Raw genomic sequence first — 18,254 nt, 5'->3', positions numbered from 1 at the left:
CGTCGGCATTCAGGCACCCAGGAACAGCTCCTGAAGGTCGCTGAGGAAGTCAAAACCCCGCGGCGTGGCGCAGATGCGGGCGGGGTCTGCCAGCAGCAGGCCCTTCTCGCGCCCCGCAGCCATGGCGCGGGCGATGCTCGAGGGCGGCAAGCCCGTGCGCTCCAGGTACTGCTGCAGGCCCACGCCTTCCTTGAGGCGCAGCGCATTGAGCATGAACTCGAAGGGCAGCTCGGCGCGCTTCACCTCATGCTCGTTGGAGACGGCATTGCCAGCCAGTGCCTCGCGCTGATAGGCCGCCGGTTCGCGCCAGCGCACCTGGCGCAGCACACGGTGCGGGAATGACAACTTGCTGTGCGCCCCGGCGCCGATGCCTAGGTAGTCACCGAACTGCCAGTAGTTGAGGTTGTGGGCGCAACGATGCCCTTCGCGTGCATAGGCCGAGACCTCATAGCGCTGCAGGCCCTGGCTGCCGGTGCGGGCGGTGATCAGGTCCAGCATGTCGCTGGCCAGGTCGGCGTCGGGCACGGGCGGAGGCTCGACGGCGAAGCGTGTGTTGGGCTCAATGGTCAGGTGGTAGACGGAGAGATGCGGCGGGCGGAATTCAAGGGCCTGGCTCAGGTCCTGATCCAGCTCGGCCAGGGTCTGGTCCGGCAGCGCGTACATCAGGTCGATGTTGAAAGTCTCGAAGACTTCAGCGGCTTCTGCCACCGCCGCAAGCGACTGCGCGCCGTCGTGCACGCGCCCCAGGCGCTTGAGCTTGGCATCGTCAAAGCTCTGCACGCCGATGGACAGGCGCGTCACCCCAGCATCGCGGAAGCCACGGAAGCGGTCCTTCTCGAAGGTGCCGGGGTTGGCCTCCAGCGTGATCTCGCAGCCAGCCTCCAGCGGCAGGCGGGCCCGGATGTCGGAGATCAGCTCGGCGATCTGTTCAGGGGCGAAGAGGCTCGGCGTGCCGCCGCCGATGAAGATGCTCACCACGGGGCGACCCCAGATCAGGGGCAGCGCGGCCTCAAGATCGGCCCGCAGTGCAGCCAGGTAGGCGCGCGCGGTGTCAACCGGCAGGCTGGCGCTGCCGCCGGCCTCGGCGCGCCATTCATGCGAGTTGAAGTCGCAATAGGGACACTTGCGCAGGCACCAGGGCAGGTGCACATACAGGGAGAGCGGAGGCAGGGCCGGCAGGCTCAGCGTGCCGGGCCGCATCAGCTCGGCCAGCCGATCGGGATGGGACATGGTCAGACTCCAGGCGCCGCCCAGCGGCCGGCGTCCATCACTTTCAAGACAGCTGCCAGACCTCGCGGAACTGCTGCAGCAGGCTGGCGGAGGCCAGTGCACGGTGGCTCAGGCGGTTCTTGGTGGCGGCGTCCAACTGGGCCACCGACTGGCCCAGTGCCGGGATGAACATCAGGGGATCGTAGCCAAAACCACCCTCCCCCGCCGCCTCGCGGCGGATCTCGCCATTCCAGCGGCCCATGGCCACCAGCGGCTCGGGATCGGCAGCGCAGCGCACGGCGACCAGGGCGCAGACGAAGCGCGCGCTGAATGGCGCAGCATGCCCGCCCAGAGCCAGCTGCTCCAGCAACACGCGGTTGTTGTCGGCATCGCTCTTGGGTTGTCCAAAGAGCGTGGCATAGCGGGCCGACAGCACGCCGGGCGCACCGTCCAGCGCATCCACGCTCAGGCCTGAATCGTCCGCCAGGGCCGGCAAGCCACTGGCTGCCGCCGCATGGCGCGCCTTGGCCAGGGCGTTTTCGACAAAGCTGGGATGAGGCTCCTCGGCCTCGGGGATGCCCAGCTCACCTTGCGTCACGAGCTCAAGACCCAGGGGCTGAAACAGGGCCTGCAGTTCCTTCAGCTTCTTGGCGTTGTTGGAGGCCAGCACCAGCTTCATGATCGATCCCCTCGAGCGGGCTCAGGCCAGGCCCAGGGCCTGACGCTGGGCGGCGAGCAGATCGCGGATGCCCTTGTCGGCCAGGTCCATCAGCGCATTCATCTCGGCGCGGCTGAAGGCAGCGCCTTCGGCCGTGCCCTGCAACTCGACGAAGCCGCCGCTGCCGGTCATGACCACGTTCATGTCGGTGTCGCAGGCCGAGTCCTCGGTGTACTCGAGGTCCAGCAGGGGCGTGCCCTGGACGATGCCCACGGAGATGGCAGCCACCGCGTCCTTGATGGGCGATCGCGCGATCTTGCTCTGCGCCAGCAGCCAGCTGACGGCGTCATGGGCGGCCACATAGGCGCCGGTGATGGCGGCGGTGCGTGTGCCGCCATCGGCCTGGATCACGTCGCAATCGAGGTGGATGGTGCGCTCGCCCAGGGCGGCCAGGTCGAAGACGCAACGCAGGGAGCGACCGATCAGGCGCTGGATCTCCTGCGTGCGGCCACTCTGCTTGCCGCGGGCGGCCTCGCGGTCACCGCGGGTATGGGTGGCGCGGGGCAGCATGCCGTATTCCGCCGTGACCCAGCCCTCGCCCGAGCCCTTCTTGTGCGGCGGCACCCGCTCTTCGACCGAAGCGGTGCACAGCACCTTGGTGTTGCCGAACTCGATGAGCACGGCGCCTTCGGCATAGCGGGTGTAGTGGCGGGTGATGCGCACCGGGCGCAGAGCATCCGCGGCGCGCTCTTCGGCGCGTCGGAAAGTCGCAGTCATGGGGAAACCTTTCAGGCTTGTTTCTTGCCGGCGCGGCGGATCGCTTCCTGGATCTCGCGCACACTGTTCTCGATCTCGGCTTCGCTCAGCTCGGCGCCGGCCTCGCCGCGCGCCTGGATGGTGGAGGCGAAGGAGTCTTCGTCCAGGCCTTCGGTGGAGATGGAATCCAGGGCTTCCTGCTCCTCGTCACCTTCCCACTCGACGGCCAGGGCGGTGACGTTGTCGCAGCGCGCGCCGCCATTGCGCAGGGCCTGCTCGACCAGTTCCGGCACGGCATCCGAGATGATGCGGGCCGAGAGGCATTGGGCGATGCTGGTATCCGCCACGGTGCTCCAGAGGCCGTCCGAGCACAGCAGGATGCGGTCCCCGGCTTCCAGGGGGATGGGGCCGCAGATGTCCACCATGGGCTTGCCGGGGCTGCCCAGGCAGGTGAACAGCACATTGCGGTTGAATCGCTCCGAGCCCTGCGCCGCATGGCGGCCCAGGGCCTCCTGCAGTTCGCTGTACGAATGGTCGCGGGTGCGGGCCATCAGCTCGCCGTTGCGCAGCATGTACAGGCGCGAATCACCGCAATGGGCCCAGTAGGCCACGCCGCGCTGCATGGCACAGACCACGATGGTGGTGCGCGGCGTGTCTGGCAGGCCCTTTTCCTGGCTGTAGCGAAGCAGCTGCTGGTGGGCGATCTGCACCGCGTCATCCAGGAACTGGGTGGGATTCTTGAGCACGGGCTGGGCCTCGCGCTGGAACATGCTGGCCACGGTGACCAGGGCCATCTGCGCCGCCACCTCGCCCTCGGGGTGACCTCCCATGCCGTCCGCCAGCACGAAGAGACCCGCGTCGCGGGTGTAGCAATAGCCCATTCGGTCTTCGTTCTTCTCGCGACCGCCACGGCGACTCACCTGGTAGACGCCGAACTTCACGCCTTGGCTCCGGTCTTCAGGTTCTCCAGCTGAAGCTTGAGGCGCTCGCTGAAGCTGAGCTTCGTGTAGCGCCGCTCGGTTTCACGAGCCAACTCCTTCTGCAGCGCAAAGACGCTTTGCGGGCGGGACAGGGGGTCCAGAGACATGCACCATTCGGTGACTTCGATGAGATTGTCCGAGTACACGTTGCGCAGGCGCGAGAGGCTGAGGCTGAGTCGGTCTTTTTCCAGACGCTGGGGGGCGTCGTTGGGCGGATAGCCCTGCATGCAGGCATAGATGCAGGCGCCAATGGCGTAGATGTCGGTCCAGGGACCCAGGGAACCGTCGCGGCGGTACATCTCCGGCGCGGCAAAGCCCGGGGTGTACATCGGCCGGATGAAGTTGCCTTCCTTGGACAGCACTTCGCGGGCCGCGCCGAAATCCAGCAGCACGGCCTTGTTGTCATTGGTGATGAAGATGTTCGCCGGCTTGATGTCCAGGTGCAGCATCTTGTGCTGGTGCACGATACGCAGGCCCTTGAGGATTTCGTCGAACAGTGAGCGGATGGTGGACTCGCGGAAGACCTTGTCCCGCTTCAGGTCCCGTGCGGTCACGATGAAGTCCTGCAGGGTATCCCCTTGCAGGTAGTTCATGACCATGTAGACGGTCTCGTTCTCGCGCAGAAAATTCAGCACCGAAACCACGCTCGGGTGCGAAATCTGCGCCAGCGAACGCCCTTCTTCAAAGAAGCTGCGCAGGCCCAGGCGGTACAGGGGCTGCTTCTCGGGCTTGACACGCGGCGTCAACTCGCCGGGCGAACGCTCGGCCAGCGAGGCAGGCAGGTACTCCTTGACGGCAACAAGGTGATGGTCAGGATCTTCAGCGAGATAGACCACGCCGAAGCCGCCTGCTGCCAGTTTCTTGACAATCTGGTAGCCCCCGACCACGGTTCCCGCAGGCAAAGGCGCCGGTTTCGGCTTTGACATAATCGAGTTTTGCTTGCTCCACCGATAGCTCATGCCAGTTTACAGCATGACGGGTTACGCCAGCGCCTGTGCGCAACCCGTCCCACACCCCGAAACCGGCGTCCAATCCGCTGCCAGCGTGAGCGTGGAGGCCCGTTCCGTCAATGGGCGTTTCCTCGATCTCAGTTTCCGCATGCCAGAAGACCTGCGGGGTCTTGAACCCGCATTGCGTGACATCGTCGGGCAACACATCAAGCGCGGCAAGATCGAGATTCGTATCAACACGCAACGAGATGCTGACAGCGGCTGGCCCCAACCCCAGCCCGAGCAGCTCAACCGCCTGGCCCGACTGGAGTGCACGGTGCAGACCTGGCTGCCCAAGGCACAGGGCCTCACGGTGCATGAAGCCCTGCAATGGTGCCGCGGTGGCGCGCCCAGCGAAAAGCTGGACGAGGCCACCGTCGATGCCGCCCGCCGCTGCGTGCAGGGCCTGGTGGAAGCACGGGAGCGCGAAGGCGAAAAGCTCGTGGCCATCCTGATGGAGCGCATCGGCGTCCTGCGCCAGCTGGCCGACCAGGCCGAGCCCCTGGTGCCGGCCGTGGTGCAGCGCCAGCAGCAGCGTTTCCTTGAACGCTGGCAGGAAGCCCTGGCCAGCACCGGCGCTGCCCAGACCCTGCCGGAGGAGGCCCTGCGCGAGCGGGCGCTCAACGAGGCGGCGGCCTACGCCATCCGCATCGATGTCGCCGAGGAACTGGCCCGCCTGCGTGCCCACCTGGACGAAATCAGCCGCCTGCTCAAGAAGGGCGGCGAGCTGGGCAAGCGCCTGGACTTCCTGATCCAGGAGCTGCACCGCGAGGCCAACACCCTGGGCTCGAAGTCCGCGGCCCTGGAGCTGACCAATGTGTCGGTGGAGATGAAGGTCGCCATCGAGCAGATGCGCGAGCAGGTGCAAAACATCGAGTAAGGCCAGACGCCCTGCCAAGCGGGGCTGTCTCTTGCTCGCGGCGCCGCGATGGCGCCCTGCCCCCCTGGCCGCGCATGTCCGCCAAGCCGCGGCGGGTTGCCACCCCTTGACGGCAACCCGCCGTTGGAAGTCCTGGGAAGGACAAACCTGCGCCGTAGTTTCCGGGCTCACGGAGCAGCACCGCGCACTTTGAATTTTCCCGGGACCATGGACGCTGACTTTTGACGTTAGTCACGCAATTCATTGACCCCAATCAGGCCCGGCCACCGCCCCCACGTCGCGGCCGCAAGACCTGACCCCACGACACCCGATCACGCCTCATCCCTCCCAGCATTGAGAGGTTTCGCACCTCCAGACGCATTCCTAGACTGGCCTGGCCACATGCAGCAACAAGCGCATGGCGTCAACAGCAATCCATAGGAGAAACGTCTGATGAGCACGACCACCACTGAAATCAGCCAAACCTTGAAGACATGCCTGAGCGGCCTGGCGCAGGGCGGTGCCGAAGTCGATCTGGTGAACGAGGACACCAATCTCTTCGACGTCGGCATCGACTCGATGAACATGACCGAGCTGGTGCTGCGCATCGAGGAGCGCTTCGGTTTGATGCTGATGCCCGAGGAGCTCTCGGCGGACCTCTTCACCCGCTACGGCCGTCTGGTGGATTTCGTCCAGCGGAAGCTGACCCATGAATGAGATCGGCATCGTCGCCTCCTCGGCCTATGTGCCGGCGGCCAGCCGGGGCCTCGCGCAGCTGCTGGCCGAAAGGCAGCCCCTCGCCGAAGGCCGGACAGCCCGATTCCTGCAGGCCTGCTTCGTGGAGAACCTGGCCATGCATGGCGTGGCGAGAACGGCGCTTGACGCTGCACAAGCCAGCCATGACGCACCTACGCTGCAGGAGACAACGGGCATGACGGTCGTGGCCACCGAGCACACCCTCGAGGCCTCCGAGCTGCTGCTGCGTGTGACACGCGAACTGCTCCAGCCTGTCGAGGGGGCAACGGTGCTACCGGTATCGACCTTCCTGGTCTGCCACACCTGCCTGGAGAACGATGTCACGATCTCGGCCGCCTGCCGTCTGCAGGCCGAACTCCAGCAGGGCCGCGTGCCCTTTGCCGTCGGGCAGCTGCAAGGGGCGAGCTTTCTGATGGCCCTGTCCCTGGCCGCCGACCTGATGTCCGCGAGTACGGACGACAGGATCGTCGTCGCCGCAGCCGAGCGCTGGTCCTGGCCCTACACGCGCGTGATCGGACACACCACGCTGATGGGCGACGGCGCCGGCGCGGTGCTGCTGGAGCGTGGTTGCACCCGGGGCTGGATGCTTCGCGCGGTCCGCGTGCAGACCCCGCCGCCCTCAGGCGAGGTCTATCGCCACATCGTCCACGGCACCCCCCTGCCGCTGAACCTGGACGGCCTGTGCGCCCTGGTCCTGGACACCCTGCGCGAAGCTGGCTGCGGCCCCAGGGACATCACCATCCTCGTGCCGCACCAGATCAGCCGGCATCTCGCCGACTGCGTGCGCCGCCGCTGCGGCCTGCAGAAGGCCTGGTGCGGACCGGCCGGCATCCTGGATGGTGGATACCTCTGCGCCGCGGAGGTGCCGGTGCGCATGCACAGGCTGCTGCAGCAGGCCGTCGCCAATCCGGGCGACCGCATGCTGCTGTGGGGGCTGGGCTTCGAAGGCGCGCTGGCCTGCGCGGTTCTCGAGTACGTGGATCAAGGAGTGAGCCATGGGAAGCACTGAGACACTGCCCGCCATCGGCATCCCCGACATCGCCTGCTACCTCCCTGAGCGATTGGTGTCGGTCGAGGAATGGGGCGAGCGCACCGGGCAGCCCAGGCAGCGCATCGAGGCCATGATGGCCAACGGCGTGCGCTGCTTCCATGACGCGATGACGCAGTCGCCGGTGGACATGGGCGTCAAGGCGGTTCGCCTGCTGATGACCAAGGCCCGCATCGCACCGCGCAGCGTGGACCTGCTGATCTACACCCACACCGTGCAGAGCAGCATCGCGCCGCCACCTGCGAGCACCGCCGGCCACATCCAGGCCTCTTGCGGGCTGCAGAACGCACTGAGCTTCTCGATCGCGCAGCAGAACTGCGTGTCGCCGATGCTGGCGGTTCGCATCGCACGGCAGATGATGGCCCGGCACGAGCATCTGCAGCGCGCCATCATCGTGTCCGTGGACCTCATGGGCACAACCGCGGACGCCATCCGCGGCATCATGGACCTCTCGCTGCACAGCGATGGCGCCAGTGCCTTCCTTGTCGAGCGCGAGGCGCCTCGCAACCAGGTGCTGGGCTACCACTTCTTCACCGACGGACGCTTCTTCCGCGGCACCGACGAGAACCACGAACTGGTGCCGGACGAGAAGTACCACTGGTCCTGCTTCGCGACCATGCGCTCGGCGCTGCAGCAGGCCGGGCTGCGACCCACGGACCTCAGGCGCATCCTGCCCAACCACGTGAACATGGCGGGGTGGCGCCTGGTCCTGTCCATGCTGCGCCTGCCAGCCGAGCGGCTCTACACCGCCAACTTCAGCCGCGTCGGCCATGTGTTCGGCAGCGACCCCTTCATCAACTTCCTGCACGAGCGCAAGGAGTCCGGCGGCCACTACCTGCTGTTCAGCAGCGGGCTGGCTGGCTGCTTCGGCGCCATCGTCCTGAAGCACTGAGCCTGAGACAGGAAACCCCATGCAACGATTCTCCTGGAAGGTGCGGACGGGCACCATGCCCTGGTTCGACGAAGCCTGCTCAGCCCTGACCTTGAGCGCCCACCTGCTGCTCGGGCAGGTCGCCCTGATGCTCATGCCGCTGATGGACCTCTTCGCCGTGGGGCCGCTGGGCTCATCCGCGCTCGCGGCGGTGGGACTGCTCAACAGCTTCACCGCCCTGATGCAACTGTTCTGCTTCGGCGTGATGCAAGCCATCGCCCCGCTGACCGGCGCCGCTCTGGCCGGTGTCGATGGTCGGCACTGCGCACGGCAGATCCTGTCCCAGGGCCTGCTGCTGGCCACCATCATGGGCCTGGCGGCCGCCTTTGCCACGCAGCTCTTTGCCTTCGCCGTGCCCAGGCTCGGGCAGGCGCCTGCGGTGGCTCAAGCCCTGCGCAGCTATGCCGACGCAATGGCCCCAGCCCTGCTGCCGGCCGCCTGGCTCGCGGCCTGGCGTGTGGCCTACCCGCTGCTGGGCCAGGCACGCCTTCTGGCCCTCAGCCTGATGGCCTGCTCACTGCTGCATGGCGTCGCAAACCGCCTACTGGTCCATGGCCTGGGCGAGCTGGACGGCCTGGGCATCGCGGGCCTGGGATGGAGCTATGTGTTGAGCTACGGCCTCGCCGCTGCCTTCTTCGCCTGGCAGGACGAGCGGGCGGCGCAGGCCGCCGGCGCCGCCCGATCGCCCCCGCCGGACGCCCCAGCACACGCCTGGATGGGCCGCTTGCTGGCCATCGGTCTGCCCATCGGCGCGGTCATGGCCATCGAGTACACGCTGCTCACCGGCGCCACCCTGCTGATGGGCCGTCACGGCGAACAGGCATTGGCCGCCCACGCCATCGCGCTGCAGTGGGTCACCCTGGCCTTCATCGTCCCGCTGGCCATGTCCAACACGGTTCTCACCCGCCTGTCCCTGGCAATAGGGCGAGCAGACACCGACGGGGTGCGGCGCGTGGTCAGCGTTTCCTGCGGCATCGCGCTGACCTTCCACGTGGTCATCGCGCTGGTCTATGTGCTGCTGCCGACACCGCTGGCCGGCTGGCTGCTGCCGGCGGTCAGCCAGGACCGCGAGGCCTTGCAGGAGCTCGCAACGCCCTTGCTGCAGCTGGCGGCTCTGCTGCAGGCCTTCAACGGCATGGCCGTGGTGTTCGCAGCGGTGCTGCGCGCCTGCCGTGACACCCGCGCACCGCTGTTCCAAGTCTTCGCCGGCTACTGGATCGCCGGACTCGGCAGTGCCTGGCTGCTGAGCGCGGCGCTGGGCCCAGTCGGTATCTGGCTGGGCATGTGCCTGGGCTTCGGCCTGACCATCGTTCTCCTGCTGCGTCGCGTGCGCCAGCGACTGCTCCACCTGTCTGACATCTTCCCGCAACCGGAGGTAGCTCATGCGCAATCTCGTTGAACTCATCTGCAACAGTGCCGCGCGCACACCGACGGCGGAGGCGCTGGTCGATGGCGAACGCCGGACCGACTACGCCACCCTGCGCAACAGGGTCCTGGCCGGCGCGGCCGGACTCCGGGCCCGGGGCTTGGCGCGCGGTGAGCGCATCGGCCTGCTCCTGGACAAGCGCCAGGAAACCGTCGAGGCCTTCTTTGCGGTCACCGCGGCTGGCGGTGTGTGCGTGCCCATCAATCCCCTGCTCAAGGCGGATCAGGTCGCCCATATCCTGCGGGACAGCGGTGCTCGGAGTCTCATCAGCTCGGCCACGCGGGTGGCCCTGCTTGCAGCCGACAGGCCCGTGCTGCCCGAGCTGCGTGAGGTCTTCCTCGTCGATCAGGTCCGCAGCACGCCCGTGACCCTGGGCCAGGCCGCCACCGTGCGCTGGTCCGTCCTGCTGGACCACGCGCCCAGCGATCCCGACGACAGCGGCACCATCGACAGCGACCTCGCCGCCATCCTCTATACCTCGGGCTCCACCGGCTTGCCCAAGGGCGTCATGCTGACCCACCACAACCTGCTGGAGGGCGCCTGGAGCGTCGCCCACTACCTGGGCAACGGGCCGCAGGATCGCATCCTGTCGGTGCTTCCACTGAGTTTCGACGCCGGCCTGAGCCAGCTCACCACCGCCTTCCACGCGGGTGCCACGGTGGTGCTGCTCAATTACATCGCGCCAGGTGATGTGGTCCAGCTGTGCGAACGTGAGCGCATCACCGGGATCACGGCAGTGCCGCCACTGTGGATCCAGCTGTGCGGCGCCTCCTGGTCCGCGGCATCGACCCGCCACCTGCGCTATTTCGCCAACACCGGCGGCCGGATGCCCCGCCCCGTGCTGGAGCGCCTGCGCAGCCTCTTCCCTCAGGCCAGCCCCTTCCTGATGTACGGACTGACCGAGGCTTTCCGCTCGACCTATCTGGACCCCGCGGAAGCCGCAAGGCGCCCGGACTCCATCGGCAAGGCCGTGCCGAATGCGCGCATCCTGGTCGTCAGGCCAGACGGCAGCCCATGCGCCGCCAACGAGGTGGGCGAGCTGGTGCATGTGGGCGCCTTCGTGACCAAGGGCTACTGGCGCGATCCGGAGCGCACGGCCCTGCGCTTTCGCCCTTCACCCGAGCCCAGGCCCTGCCCGGAACTGCCGCCTGAAATGGCGGTGTGGTCCGGCGACCTCGTGCGGCGCGACGCCGAGGGCTTCCTCTACTTCGTGGGCCGCAACGACGGTCTGATCAAGACCTCGGGCTACCGCGTCAGCCCCGAGGAGGTCGAGGAAGCCGTGCTGGCCAGTGGACTGGTGGGCGAGGTGGTGGCCCTGGGTCTGCCTGACGAGCGACTGGGCCAGGTCATCGCACTGGTGGTGGCGCCCGTGCCCGGCCTGGCGGCTGATCCCGAGGCCATCCTCGCGCACTGCAAGCAGCGCCTGCCGCCCTACATGGTGCCGCACGCGGTTCATGTGCGGGAGGCCATCACCCGCAATCCCAACGGCAAGTTTGATCGCACAGGGCTGCTGCACGAGTACAGCAGCGGCAAGGAGTCGGCATGAGCATCTTCGAAAGCTACAAGACACCTCAGGGCATCCTCGAGATCGGTGGCCTGCCGCTGTCAAGATTGGCCGAGCGGGCCGGCCAGACGCCCTTCTTCGTCTACGACCGCAGCAAGCTCGGTGAGCGCGTCACCCTGCTGCGCCAGATGCTGGCGCCGGAGCTGCGCGTCCACTACTCGATCAAGGCCAATCCCATGCCGGCCCTGGTCCAGCACATGGCCTCGCTTGTCGATGGCTTCGACGTGGCCTCGGCCGGCGAGATGCGCCTGGCCCTGGACGCCGGCATGTCGGCTCGGCACGTCTCGATGGCGGGGCCCGGCAAGTCCGCGCAGGACCTGCGCGGCGCCGTGGGCGCCGGCGTGACGGTCACGCTTGAATCGGCGCACCAACTGGAGGCTGTGGAGCGCATCGGGCAAGAGCTGGGCGTGCGGCCTCGTGTCGGCCTGCGCATCAACCCCGACTTCCAGCCCCGCAGCAGCGGCATGCGCATGGGCGGCGGGCCCCGCCAGTTCGGGGTGGATGTCGAGCAGGCGCCCGCTCTGTTGAGAGTCATCGCCGAGCGTGAGCTCGACTTCGTCGGCTTCCACGTCTTCTGGGGCTCGCAATGCCTGGACCCAGGCACGGTGATCGCCGCCCAGCGGCACGTCGCCGAGCTGGTCATGCGACTGGCCGACCTGGCCGGCGACACCCTGGAGTTCGTCAACATGGGCGGCGGCTTCGGCATCCCCTACTTCGACAACGAGCGCCCCCTGGACATTGGTGCCGTGGGCGCGGCCATGCAGGAATGGCTGACGCCATTGCGCCGGCGCCTGGGCGGCACGCGGCTGATCCTGGAGTTCGGCCGCTACCTGGTGGGCGAGGCCGGGCTCTACGTGTGCCGGGTGCTGGACAAGAAAGTCTCGCGCGGCGAGACCTTCCTGATCACCGACGGCGGCCTGCACCACCAGCTGGCGGCGTCCGGCAACTTTGGCCAGGTCCTGCGACGCAACTACCCCGTGGCCATCGGCAACCGGATGGACAGCGGGCAGACAGAGACCTGCCACGTCGTTGGCTGCCTGTGCACCCCGCTGGACCGGCTGGCCGACAACGTCGTCCTGCCGGCGGCCGAGATCGGCGACCTGTTCGTCGTGGCCCAGTCCGGTGCCTACGGTCGCAGCGCCAGCCCGAGTGCCTTCCTGAGTCATCCCCTGCCGGTCGAGATCCTGGTGTAGCGCCAGATGAGGAGCTGACATGTCGATTCACACAGAAGCCCAGGCGGCATCCCCGGCTGCCCGGACCTTTTCCCTGCAGATCAGCGATGACCAGCGCCAGATGCTGGAGCCGGTGCGGCGCTATGCGCGCGAACGCCTGCAGCCGCTGCTCAACGAGGCCGCCACCGAGGCGCGGCGCCAGGACGCCCGCCAGACCGCAGCGCATCTGGGTCTGGCCAGCGCGATGATGTCCGAACGCCAGGGCGGCCTGGGCATCCAGCCCTTCGAGCTGTGCCTGCTGCTGGAGGACCTCGCCAGCGGCCCGTTGGGGTTGGCGGCCGAGCTGACCGTCTCCCTGCCTGCCCTGGCCGTCAGCCGCGAGCACGAATGGCTCTGCCGCCTGCTGCCGCAGGATGCCGAGGCCCTGCTCGCCGGCCGGCAGGCCCTGCCCCTAGCCGTGGCCGCCCCGCCCGGGCAGCCCACCTTCGCCCTGCTGCCAAGGCACGCGGCCGGCCTGCTGCTGCTGGCGCCGGACGGCGGCGAACGCTGGCGCCTGCGCTGGTTGGACGCAGCGGCCCTTCACGACCTGCTGGCCCCGGCCTCAGACAAACCCTCGAGCGAGGGCCTGCGCCTGGTTCGCCTGCCCCCGGCCGGCGAGATCCATGGCACCGGCTTCAGTGCCACCTTGCCGGCTGGCGCCTGCCAGTCCATCCTGGCCTGGCAGGGCATCTGGCTGGGCGGTCTCCTGGCGGGCGCCGCACGGGCCGCCACGGCCTTCGCCTTCAGCTACGCGCAGACGCGGGTCGCCTTCCAACGCCCCATCATTCAACACCAGGCCGTCGCCCTGAAGCTGGCGGACATGGCCATCGCCACAGACGCCCTGCGCCTGCAGGTCTGGGACGTCGCGACCCGTCTCGCCCAGCCGGCCCGACTTCCGTGGGGGCACTTCGCCGCGATGGCACGGCAGGTGCTCAATGCCAGTCTGGAGATCCACCGGCATGCCGTGCAGGTCTGCGGTGGCCATGGCTATGTGGAGGGCTTCCCGCCAGCCCGGCGCTTCCAGGAGGCACAGGTGCTGGGCCTGATGCTGCAGGAGCTGGCACAGACCAGTGCCTACGAGGAAGCGGTGCATGCAGCAAGCACCAGCGACGCCACCGCCAAGGCCGGGTTGTGAGCACGCCTGCACGCTTCTTTCTACGCAGTCCCAGGTCGGACGACCTGGCCCGGGTGCATGGCTGGATGGCGGACCCTGCCGTCCACGGCTGGTTCGACTTCGGCCAGGGCCGCCAGCAAGTCAGCACGGTCGCGCTGACCCTGATGGCCCGCAGCCCGCAGTACTGCATGAAAGTCTTCGGTGAGCAGGGGACTGACGCGCCCCTTGGCATCGTGGTGCTGAGCGAGGTGCAGCACCCCTTCGGATCCGCGCACTTCTGGGTGGTGCGCGACCGCTGGCGTTCAGCCTATCGAGGCATCACGGCGGAGGCCAGCCGGGCTCTGCTGCATGAGGGCTTTGACCGGCTCGGCCGTTGCTCCGTCAACGCCTGGGCCGTGGAAACCAATGAGCGCTCACTGCGTCTTCTGCAGGACTTGGGCTTCCAGGTCTTCGGCGTGCAGCAGGCCTGCCACCGTTTGGGCGGGCGCCTTCTGGGGCGCGTGCACCTGGAGCTGCTGCCCGAACGCTTTTACCGACAGTCCTAGAGATTCGCCAGCGTGGGTTTCTCGTGCATTCGAAGGAGTTGTGATGAGTGAGTTGTGGCGATGCACCGTGACAGGCAGCAGTCTTTGCCTGCCCCACACCCGATCCTGGTTCCACGGTCTGCGGGCGCAGCAGCGGAGCCCGGGCAGCCTCTACCTGACGGAACCGGGCAGCGAGTACAACCTGCCCTTCGGACGCTGGGGCGACCCACCATTTCCCCACGTCGAGGCCATGCACACCCCGGCCCCCGTGCTGCTGCACATGGCCGAGCCCGGCGTCAGCGCCTCGGACCTCGCCCTGAGCGCCGCACGCGCCCTGCTGGCAGAGCATGGCAAGACCTGGCACGGCAAGGACAGGGCCATAGACATCCTGATCTACTGCCACAGCACCTCCAACGAGGACATTGCCGATGCAATCGCCGGCCGCCTGCAGTACGAGCTGGGCCTCACGATGCCGCTGGTGTTCTGCCTCTCGCAGAACCTGTGCAGCGCACTGATGGCCATACGCCTGGCCACCGCCCTGCTGCAGGAGGAGCCCGGCCTGCAGCGCGCCCTCATCGTGGCCTCGGAGAAATGGATTCACCCCTTCGTGCGCAGCTTTGGTCATGCAGCCGTCTTCGAGGACGGCGCGGCGGCCGTGCTGATCGAGCGGGCCGGCGGACCCGGCTGGCAGCTCGGCGAGATCCATCACGTCAATGCGCCCGACGCGCCTTCGCCCTTCGAGAGCACGGTGCCCGCCATGCTAAGGCTGATGGGCGAGCAGGTCCCGCGGGCCATCCGCGGCCTGCTCGAGACCGAGGGCGTGGCGTCCGCCGACCTTGGTTTTGTCGTCCAGCCCCGCCTGGACGCCAGCCTGTGTGCCCAGGTCTTGAAGGACGCCGGGCTGGAGCACCTGCGCCCCAGGTCGCACGGCGAGCGCAACGGCCACCTGGCCTCGGCCGAGGCACTGGCGAACCTGCATGAACTGCGCCACGGCGGGCCGGCTCAGCGCGGTCAGATGGGCCTGCTGTGGGGCGTCGGACTGCAGGGCGAGGCGGCCTGCTGCCTGCTGGGCCAGGCCCAGGCTGACAAGGAGGCGCAGCGATGAGCGCGCCGCGCACCGCCTTCGGCATCGAGGCCGCCAGCCATTACCTGCCGCCTCGCGTCTCGGTGGAAGACTGGGCGAGGACCCATACCGTCCCCGACGAGACGCTGCAGATCCTGCATGACAACGGCATGCGCTACTTCCACCACGCCGGCGAGGCCACGGTGGAGCAGCTGGCCTCGCGGGCCCTGGGCGCCCTGTTCGAAAGCCACCAGATCGACCCTGCGTCGATCGACCTGCTGATCTACGTCCATTCGCTGCCAACCAGCACGCCCGCTGCCCCTTCCAGCCTGCCAGCCCGGCTGGCCGCCAGCTTCGGCCTGGGCCGGGCTAGCAGCTTCGCCATGACAGGACAGAACTGCGCCAGCCTCCTGGCCGCCCTGCGCGTCATGCGCAGCCTGTTCCTGGCAGAGCCCCAAGTGAACCGAGTGCTGCTGGTCAGCGCCGACCGGGTCTGCGGCGAGCGCTACCGCGAGGTCGGCACCTTTTCCTTCGAGAGCGACGGAGCCTGCGCCCTGCTGCTGTCCCGCCACCATCCCTTCAACCGGCCGCTGGCTTTCGAAGGGCATGTCGATGGCCGGCATCATGGCGGCTTCCGGCGCCCGCAGGCCCGCATCCACGAGTACCGCGCGCTCTACGGCCTGGTCGCCCACCGCCTGATCAGCCGCACGGCCCAGGCCAGCCGGCTGCCCCTGGAAGACTTCCGCCACCTGCTGCCCGTCAACCTGGACAGGCATGTGTTCGAGCGGCTGGCGGGTAGCTTGCACATGCCAGTGGACTGGGTATTCACTGCGAATATCGGCGAGCATGGCCACGTCATGTGCTGCGACGTGGTCATCAATCTGCTGGATCTATGGAACCGTCATACCCTGGATGCCAGGGAGAACCTGCTCTTCTTCATGTCGGGCAACAACGGTTCCTTTGCAACCATGGCGCTTGGCAACTGTCAATCATTTCAAGCGGGGAGATCCCCGAAAGGCTGACGGGAAGTGCTAGCCTCCCGCCGGTGAGCTGGCACGCCGCGCAGTGCGAATGGCGTGTCGATGCGTCGGTGCGGAAAGACCGCGAACAGGCCGCGAACAGGCCGCGAACTGACGGCCATCGATACGCAGCTCACCGGAGGGCTTGCGAGCGCGCACGGGAATCGTCGAAAGAACGCCCTGGCCGCTCAATGTGTTGTGGGAGTCTCTCATGCGCGCATTCATTGAAGAAGCCAATCAGGCCGACAACGTGGCCGCCCTGCTGGAGGCCTTCGAGCGGGCAGTCGGTCGTTTGAGTTTTGATCACTATTCCCTCAGCTACTGGGAAGCCGTGGCGGGCACAGGATCGGCATCGGCGCCAGAGCATCGCGTCCTGGCCTCAAACTATCCGGATCATTGGGTAAGCCGTTACCTTCACCGGGACTACTTCCGCAAGGACCCCGTCATCCGCCATGCCCGGGCCACTGCCACCCCCTACCAATGGCGAGACCTTCAGGTCGATTGTCAAAGTGAATTGATCGTCCTGGAAGAAGCCCGAGACGCCGGGCTGCGCGAGGGTCTTTCCATTCCGATCCACGAGCCATGGGGGAAGGTCTTCCTGACGACCCTGGCCTCGCGGAGGCCCGACTGCTCCCAGGTGGCTGCGACCGCGCAGACCCGCACCCAGGCCCAGGTGATGGCGGTCGTCTTCCATTCGTGATACTCAGCGATCTGCGGCTCGCCGGCACAGGTTTCGACGATCGGCCTGACACCCCGTGAGAGCGAATGCCTGGGCTGGGTGGCGCAGGGCAAATCGTCCTGGGACATCGGGCAGCTGATGGCAGTGTCCGAGCACACTGTCAATTTCCATCTGAAGAACGCCATGCGCAAGTTCGATACCGCCAGTCGGGTGACGGCGGCTGTCCGCGCAGCCAGCCTGGGCTTGATCCACCTGCCCTGAGTCCCGCTGCAGCAGTGGCCCCCGCGCGGCCACCTGCTCAAGTTGCCAAGCCCGCTGGTAGGCCCCCTGCCCCCAGCCACCTGCTGCAGGGCAGCCCGCGACACCAATCCTGGCCTGGCCCTCGCCCAACGCATGCGCCCCTCATTGCCTCGAGGGGGACGTCCTTGCGGCCGGCCGTCTGCGCCGACACCCACTCACACGCAGGCCATGATGCCGAATCCATGGCGGCGAAGGCGCATCGACGCTGACGCGGCCCGAGCGTCGGCGGGCGACACCTCACGCCGCATCGCCACGGCGAAGCTCAAGGGGCCGGGCCGATCCCGCGCCGCTGCGCCCGTCGTCAGCGGGGACTGCTTTGTCTGCCCATTTCCAACTCAGTGAGCTTGCAGACGCCATGCAAACCCACGCGCTCCGACCGGTGAAGCCGCCGGGTCGCATGCCGCATTTGCCCCTGGACTCCCGGTGCGCGGGGTGCTGCCCCTGTTCAAGCTATCTGACTGGGTAGGTGCCCACCCAGGTGCGTTGTTCCTAGCATCCCTCGCATACCTCTGGGAGCCCTCCATGATTGAAGTCCATCAAGCCTTGCCTGCCGATTCTCCCGTGGCACGAGAGCTTTACCACTTCCGCTACCGTGTCTTCGTCCAGCACGCCGGCTGGCAACTTCATTGCCAGCAGCAGCTGGAACGTGACCAGTTCGACACCGACGTTACCGTCCACCTGGTCAGCCGCGCAGCCAATGGTCGCATCGCGGGCCTGCTACGGCTTTTGCCCACGACAGCACCCTACATGATCGAGAAGCTCTGGGCCGATCTGCTGGGCCCCTTCCCGCCGCCGCGGTCCCCAAAGACCTGGGAAGTCTCGCGCCTGGGCACCGACCCTGAACTCGGGCCGCACGAACGCGGCCAGTCCGTCGCCGAGCTGGTCGCCGCCTGCCTGGAATACGGGCTGGACCACGGCATCCACCAGATGCTGGCGGTGATGAGCGAGGACCATGCTCGCCGCGTCGTGATGGGCATGGGCTGGAGCTATGAACGCTGCGGCCCTGCGCGATTGCTGGGCGGCGTCCCCGTCATCGCCCTGCGCCTGCGGCTCAGCGAGGACGCGCTGGCCAGCGTCCGCCTGCGCACCCGCCAGCCTCATCGCCTGTGCCCCGAGGCTTCCTCAATGCGGGCCCAGCCCGCCCATGCTCAGCCCGCCTGAGAAAGGA

19 protein-coding genes are annotated in these 18,254 nt (G+C 67.6%); 14 read left to right on the top strand and 5 right to left on the bottom strand.

What is annotated here, in order from left to right; all coding sequences use genetic code 11:
• Nucleotides 1-9: 9 nt before the first annotated feature.
• The 5 genes from hemW to H5407_RS02260 are packed head-to-tail and all read right to left on the bottom strand — an operon-like array spanning nucleotide 10 to nucleotide 4,529.
• Nucleotides 10-1,230 (bottom strand): radical SAM family heme chaperone HemW, encoded by a 1,221-nt coding sequence (gene hemW, locus H5407_RS02280; protein ID WP_183102788.1) that lies wholly within the window; start codon nucleotides 1,228-1,230, stop codon nucleotides 10-12.
• A 43-nt stretch (nucleotides 1,231-1,273) separates the two neighbouring features.
• Nucleotides 1,274-1,888: a non-canonical purine NTP pyrophosphatase gene (locus H5407_RS02275; RefSeq protein ID WP_183102787.1), complete on the bottom strand. Its 615-nt coding sequence runs from the start codon at nucleotides 1,886-1,888 to the stop codon at nucleotides 1,274-1,276.
• A gap of 21 nt (nucleotides 1,889-1,909) precedes the next feature.
• Complete coding sequence (rph, locus tag H5407_RS02270) at nucleotides 1,910-2,644, bottom strand: ribonuclease PH (protein ID WP_183102786.1); 735 nt, start codon at nucleotides 2,642-2,644, stop codon at nucleotides 1,910-1,912.
• A gap of 11 nt (nucleotides 2,645-2,655) precedes the next feature.
• On the bottom strand, nucleotides 2,656-3,564 hold the full coding sequence (locus tag H5407_RS02265) for a PP2C family serine/threonine-protein phosphatase (RefSeq protein WP_183102785.1): 909 nt from the start codon (nucleotides 3,562-3,564) through the stop codon (nucleotides 2,656-2,658).
• A complete protein-coding gene (locus H5407_RS02260; protein ID WP_183102784.1) occupies nucleotides 3,561-4,529 on the bottom strand; it encodes a serine/threonine-protein kinase in 969 nt (322 codons plus the stop codon). Before H5407_RS02260 ends, H5407_RS02265 begins: the two co-directional genes overlap by 4 nt.
• A 31-nt stretch (nucleotides 4,530-4,560) precedes the next feature.
• Here H5407_RS02260 and H5407_RS02255 point away from each other — a divergent pair, with 31 nt between their 5' ends.
• From H5407_RS02255 to H5407_RS02190, 14 genes are all read left to right on the top strand, one after another.
• A complete protein-coding gene (locus H5407_RS02255; protein WP_183102783.1) occupies nucleotides 4,561-5,472 on the top strand; it encodes a YicC/YloC family endoribonuclease in 912 nt (303 codons plus the stop codon).
• Nucleotides 5,473-5,904: 432 nt separating this feature from the next.
• Nucleotides 5,905-6,168 carry an acyl carrier protein gene (locus H5407_RS02250; RefSeq protein WP_183102782.1) on the top strand — a complete coding sequence of 88 codons (264 nt, stop codon included), beginning with the start codon at nucleotides 5,905-5,907 and terminating at the stop codon, nucleotides 6,166-6,168.
• Entirely contained in the window at nucleotides 6,161-7,216 is a 1,056-nt protein-coding gene (locus tag H5407_RS02245) for a 3-oxoacyl-[acyl-carrier-protein] synthase III C-terminal domain-containing protein (RefSeq protein WP_183102781.1), read from the top strand. Before H5407_RS02250 ends, H5407_RS02245 begins: the two co-directional genes overlap by 8 nt.
• Nucleotides 7,203-8,147 carry a 3-oxoacyl-ACP synthase III family protein gene (locus tag H5407_RS02240; RefSeq protein ID WP_183102780.1) on the top strand — a complete coding sequence of 315 codons (945 nt, stop codon included), beginning with the start codon at nucleotides 7,203-7,205 and terminating at the stop codon, nucleotides 8,145-8,147. Before H5407_RS02245 ends, H5407_RS02240 begins: the two co-directional genes overlap by 14 nt.
• A 19-nt stretch (nucleotides 8,148-8,166) precedes the next feature.
• Nucleotides 8,167-9,585, top strand: a complete 1,419-nt coding sequence (locus H5407_RS02235) for an MATE family efflux transporter (protein ID WP_183102779.1) — start codon at nucleotides 8,167-8,169, stop codon at nucleotides 9,583-9,585.
• On the top strand, nucleotides 9,569-11,158 hold the full coding sequence (locus tag H5407_RS02230) for an acyl-CoA ligase (AMP-forming), exosortase A system-associated (protein WP_183102778.1): 1,590 nt from the start codon (nucleotides 9,569-9,571) through the stop codon (nucleotides 11,156-11,158). Before H5407_RS02235 ends, H5407_RS02230 begins: the two co-directional genes overlap by 17 nt.
• On the top strand, nucleotides 11,155-12,369 hold the full coding sequence (locus H5407_RS02225) for a pyridoxal-dependent decarboxylase, exosortase A system-associated (protein ID WP_183102777.1): 1,215 nt from the start codon (nucleotides 11,155-11,157) through the stop codon (nucleotides 12,367-12,369). The genes H5407_RS02230 and H5407_RS02225 overlap by 4 nt, the downstream gene beginning before the upstream one ends.
• Nucleotides 12,370-12,388: 19 nt before the next feature.
• Nucleotides 12,389-13,522 (top strand): acyl-CoA dehydrogenase family protein, encoded by a 1,134-nt coding sequence (locus H5407_RS02220; protein ID WP_183102776.1) that lies wholly within the window; start codon nucleotides 12,389-12,391, stop codon nucleotides 13,520-13,522.
• Nucleotides 13,519-14,046: a GNAT family N-acetyltransferase gene (locus H5407_RS02215; protein ID WP_183102775.1), complete on the top strand. Its 528-nt coding sequence runs from the start codon at nucleotides 13,519-13,521 to the stop codon at nucleotides 14,044-14,046. Before H5407_RS02220 ends, H5407_RS02215 begins: the two co-directional genes overlap by 4 nt.
• A 43-nt stretch (nucleotides 14,047-14,089) precedes the next feature.
• Complete coding sequence (locus H5407_RS02210; RefSeq protein ID WP_183102774.1) at nucleotides 14,090-15,130, top strand: hypothetical protein; 1,041 nt, start codon at nucleotides 14,090-14,092, stop codon at nucleotides 15,128-15,130.
• Nucleotides 15,127-16,110, top strand: a complete 984-nt coding sequence (locus H5407_RS02205) for a hypothetical protein (RefSeq protein ID WP_183102773.1) — start codon at nucleotides 15,127-15,129, stop codon at nucleotides 16,108-16,110. The genes H5407_RS02210 and H5407_RS02205 overlap by 4 nt, the downstream gene beginning before the upstream one ends.
• A gap of 208 nt (nucleotides 16,111-16,318) precedes the next feature.
• Nucleotides 16,319-16,807, top strand: coding sequence for an autoinducer binding domain-containing protein (locus H5407_RS02200; protein ID WP_183102772.1), 489 nt, complete (start codon nucleotides 16,319-16,321; stop codon nucleotides 16,805-16,807).
• A 9-nt stretch (nucleotides 16,808-16,816) separates the two neighbouring features.
• Nucleotides 16,817-17,047, top strand: coding sequence for a helix-turn-helix transcriptional regulator (locus tag H5407_RS02195; RefSeq protein WP_310737605.1), 231 nt, complete (start codon nucleotides 16,817-16,819; stop codon nucleotides 17,045-17,047).
• A gap of 561 nt (nucleotides 17,048-17,608) precedes the next feature.
• Nucleotides 17,609-18,247: an acyl-homoserine-lactone synthase gene (locus H5407_RS02190; RefSeq protein ID WP_183102770.1), complete on the top strand. Its 639-nt coding sequence runs from the start codon at nucleotides 17,609-17,611 to the stop codon at nucleotides 18,245-18,247.
• The last annotated feature ends 7 nt before the right edge of the window (nucleotides 18,248-18,254 follow it).

This window comes from Mitsuaria sp. WAJ17 (assembly GCF_014174515.1).
Classification (GTDB): Bacteria; Pseudomonadota; Gammaproteobacteria; order Burkholderiales; family Burkholderiaceae_C; genus Roseateles_B.
Note: the sequence above shows the minus strand (reverse complement) of the source record. Positions and strands in the feature narration are given on the sequence as shown.

What these genes read in the sequence shown, in the direction of transcription:
- hemW (WP_183102788.1), bottom strand. Translation starts at nt 1,230, where the DNA reads ATGTCCCATCCCGATCGGCTGGCCGAGCTGATGCGGCCCGGCACGCTG.
- H5407_RS02275 (WP_183102787.1), bottom strand. Translation starts at nt 1,888, where the DNA reads ATGAAGCTGGTGCTGGCCTCCAACAACGCCAAGAAGCTGAAGGAACTG.
- rph (WP_183102786.1), bottom strand. Translation starts at nt 2,644, where the DNA reads ATGACTGCGACTTTCCGACGCGCCGAAGAGCGCGCCGCGGATGCTCTG.
- H5407_RS02260 (WP_183102784.1), bottom strand. Translation starts at nt 4,529, where the DNA reads ATGTCAAAGCCGAAACCGGCGCCTTTGCCTGCGGGAACCGTGGTCGGG.
- H5407_RS02255 (WP_183102783.1), top strand. Translation starts at nt 4,561, where the DNA reads ATGCCAGTTTACAGCATGACGGGTTACGCCAGCGCCTGTGCGCAACCC.
- H5407_RS02250 (WP_183102782.1), top strand. Translation starts at nt 5,905, where the DNA reads ATGAGCACGACCACCACTGAAATCAGCCAAACCTTGAAGACATGCCTG.
- H5407_RS02245 (WP_183102781.1), top strand. Translation starts at nt 6,161, where the DNA reads ATGAATGAGATCGGCATCGTCGCCTCCTCGGCCTATGTGCCGGCGGCC.
- H5407_RS02240 (WP_183102780.1), top strand. Translation starts at nt 7,203, where the DNA reads ATGGGAAGCACTGAGACACTGCCCGCCATCGGCATCCCCGACATCGCC.
- H5407_RS02235 (WP_183102779.1), top strand. Translation starts at nt 8,167, where the DNA reads ATGCAACGATTCTCCTGGAAGGTGCGGACGGGCACCATGCCCTGGTTC.
- H5407_RS02230 (WP_183102778.1), top strand. Translation starts at nt 9,569, where the DNA reads ATGCGCAATCTCGTTGAACTCATCTGCAACAGTGCCGCGCGCACACCG.
- H5407_RS02225 (WP_183102777.1), top strand. Translation starts at nt 11,155, where the DNA reads ATGAGCATCTTCGAAAGCTACAAGACACCTCAGGGCATCCTCGAGATC.
- H5407_RS02220 (WP_183102776.1), top strand. Translation starts at nt 12,389, where the DNA reads ATGTCGATTCACACAGAAGCCCAGGCGGCATCCCCGGCTGCCCGGACC.
- H5407_RS02210 (WP_183102774.1), top strand. Translation starts at nt 14,090, where the DNA reads ATGAGTGAGTTGTGGCGATGCACCGTGACAGGCAGCAGTCTTTGCCTG.
- H5407_RS02205 (WP_183102773.1), top strand. Translation starts at nt 15,127, where the DNA reads ATGAGCGCGCCGCGCACCGCCTTCGGCATCGAGGCCGCCAGCCATTAC.
- H5407_RS02200 (WP_183102772.1), top strand. Translation starts at nt 16,319, where the DNA reads ATGCGCGCATTCATTGAAGAAGCCAATCAGGCCGACAACGTGGCCGCC.
- H5407_RS02190 (WP_183102770.1), top strand. Translation starts at nt 17,609, where the DNA reads ATGATTGAAGTCCATCAAGCCTTGCCTGCCGATTCTCCCGTGGCACGA.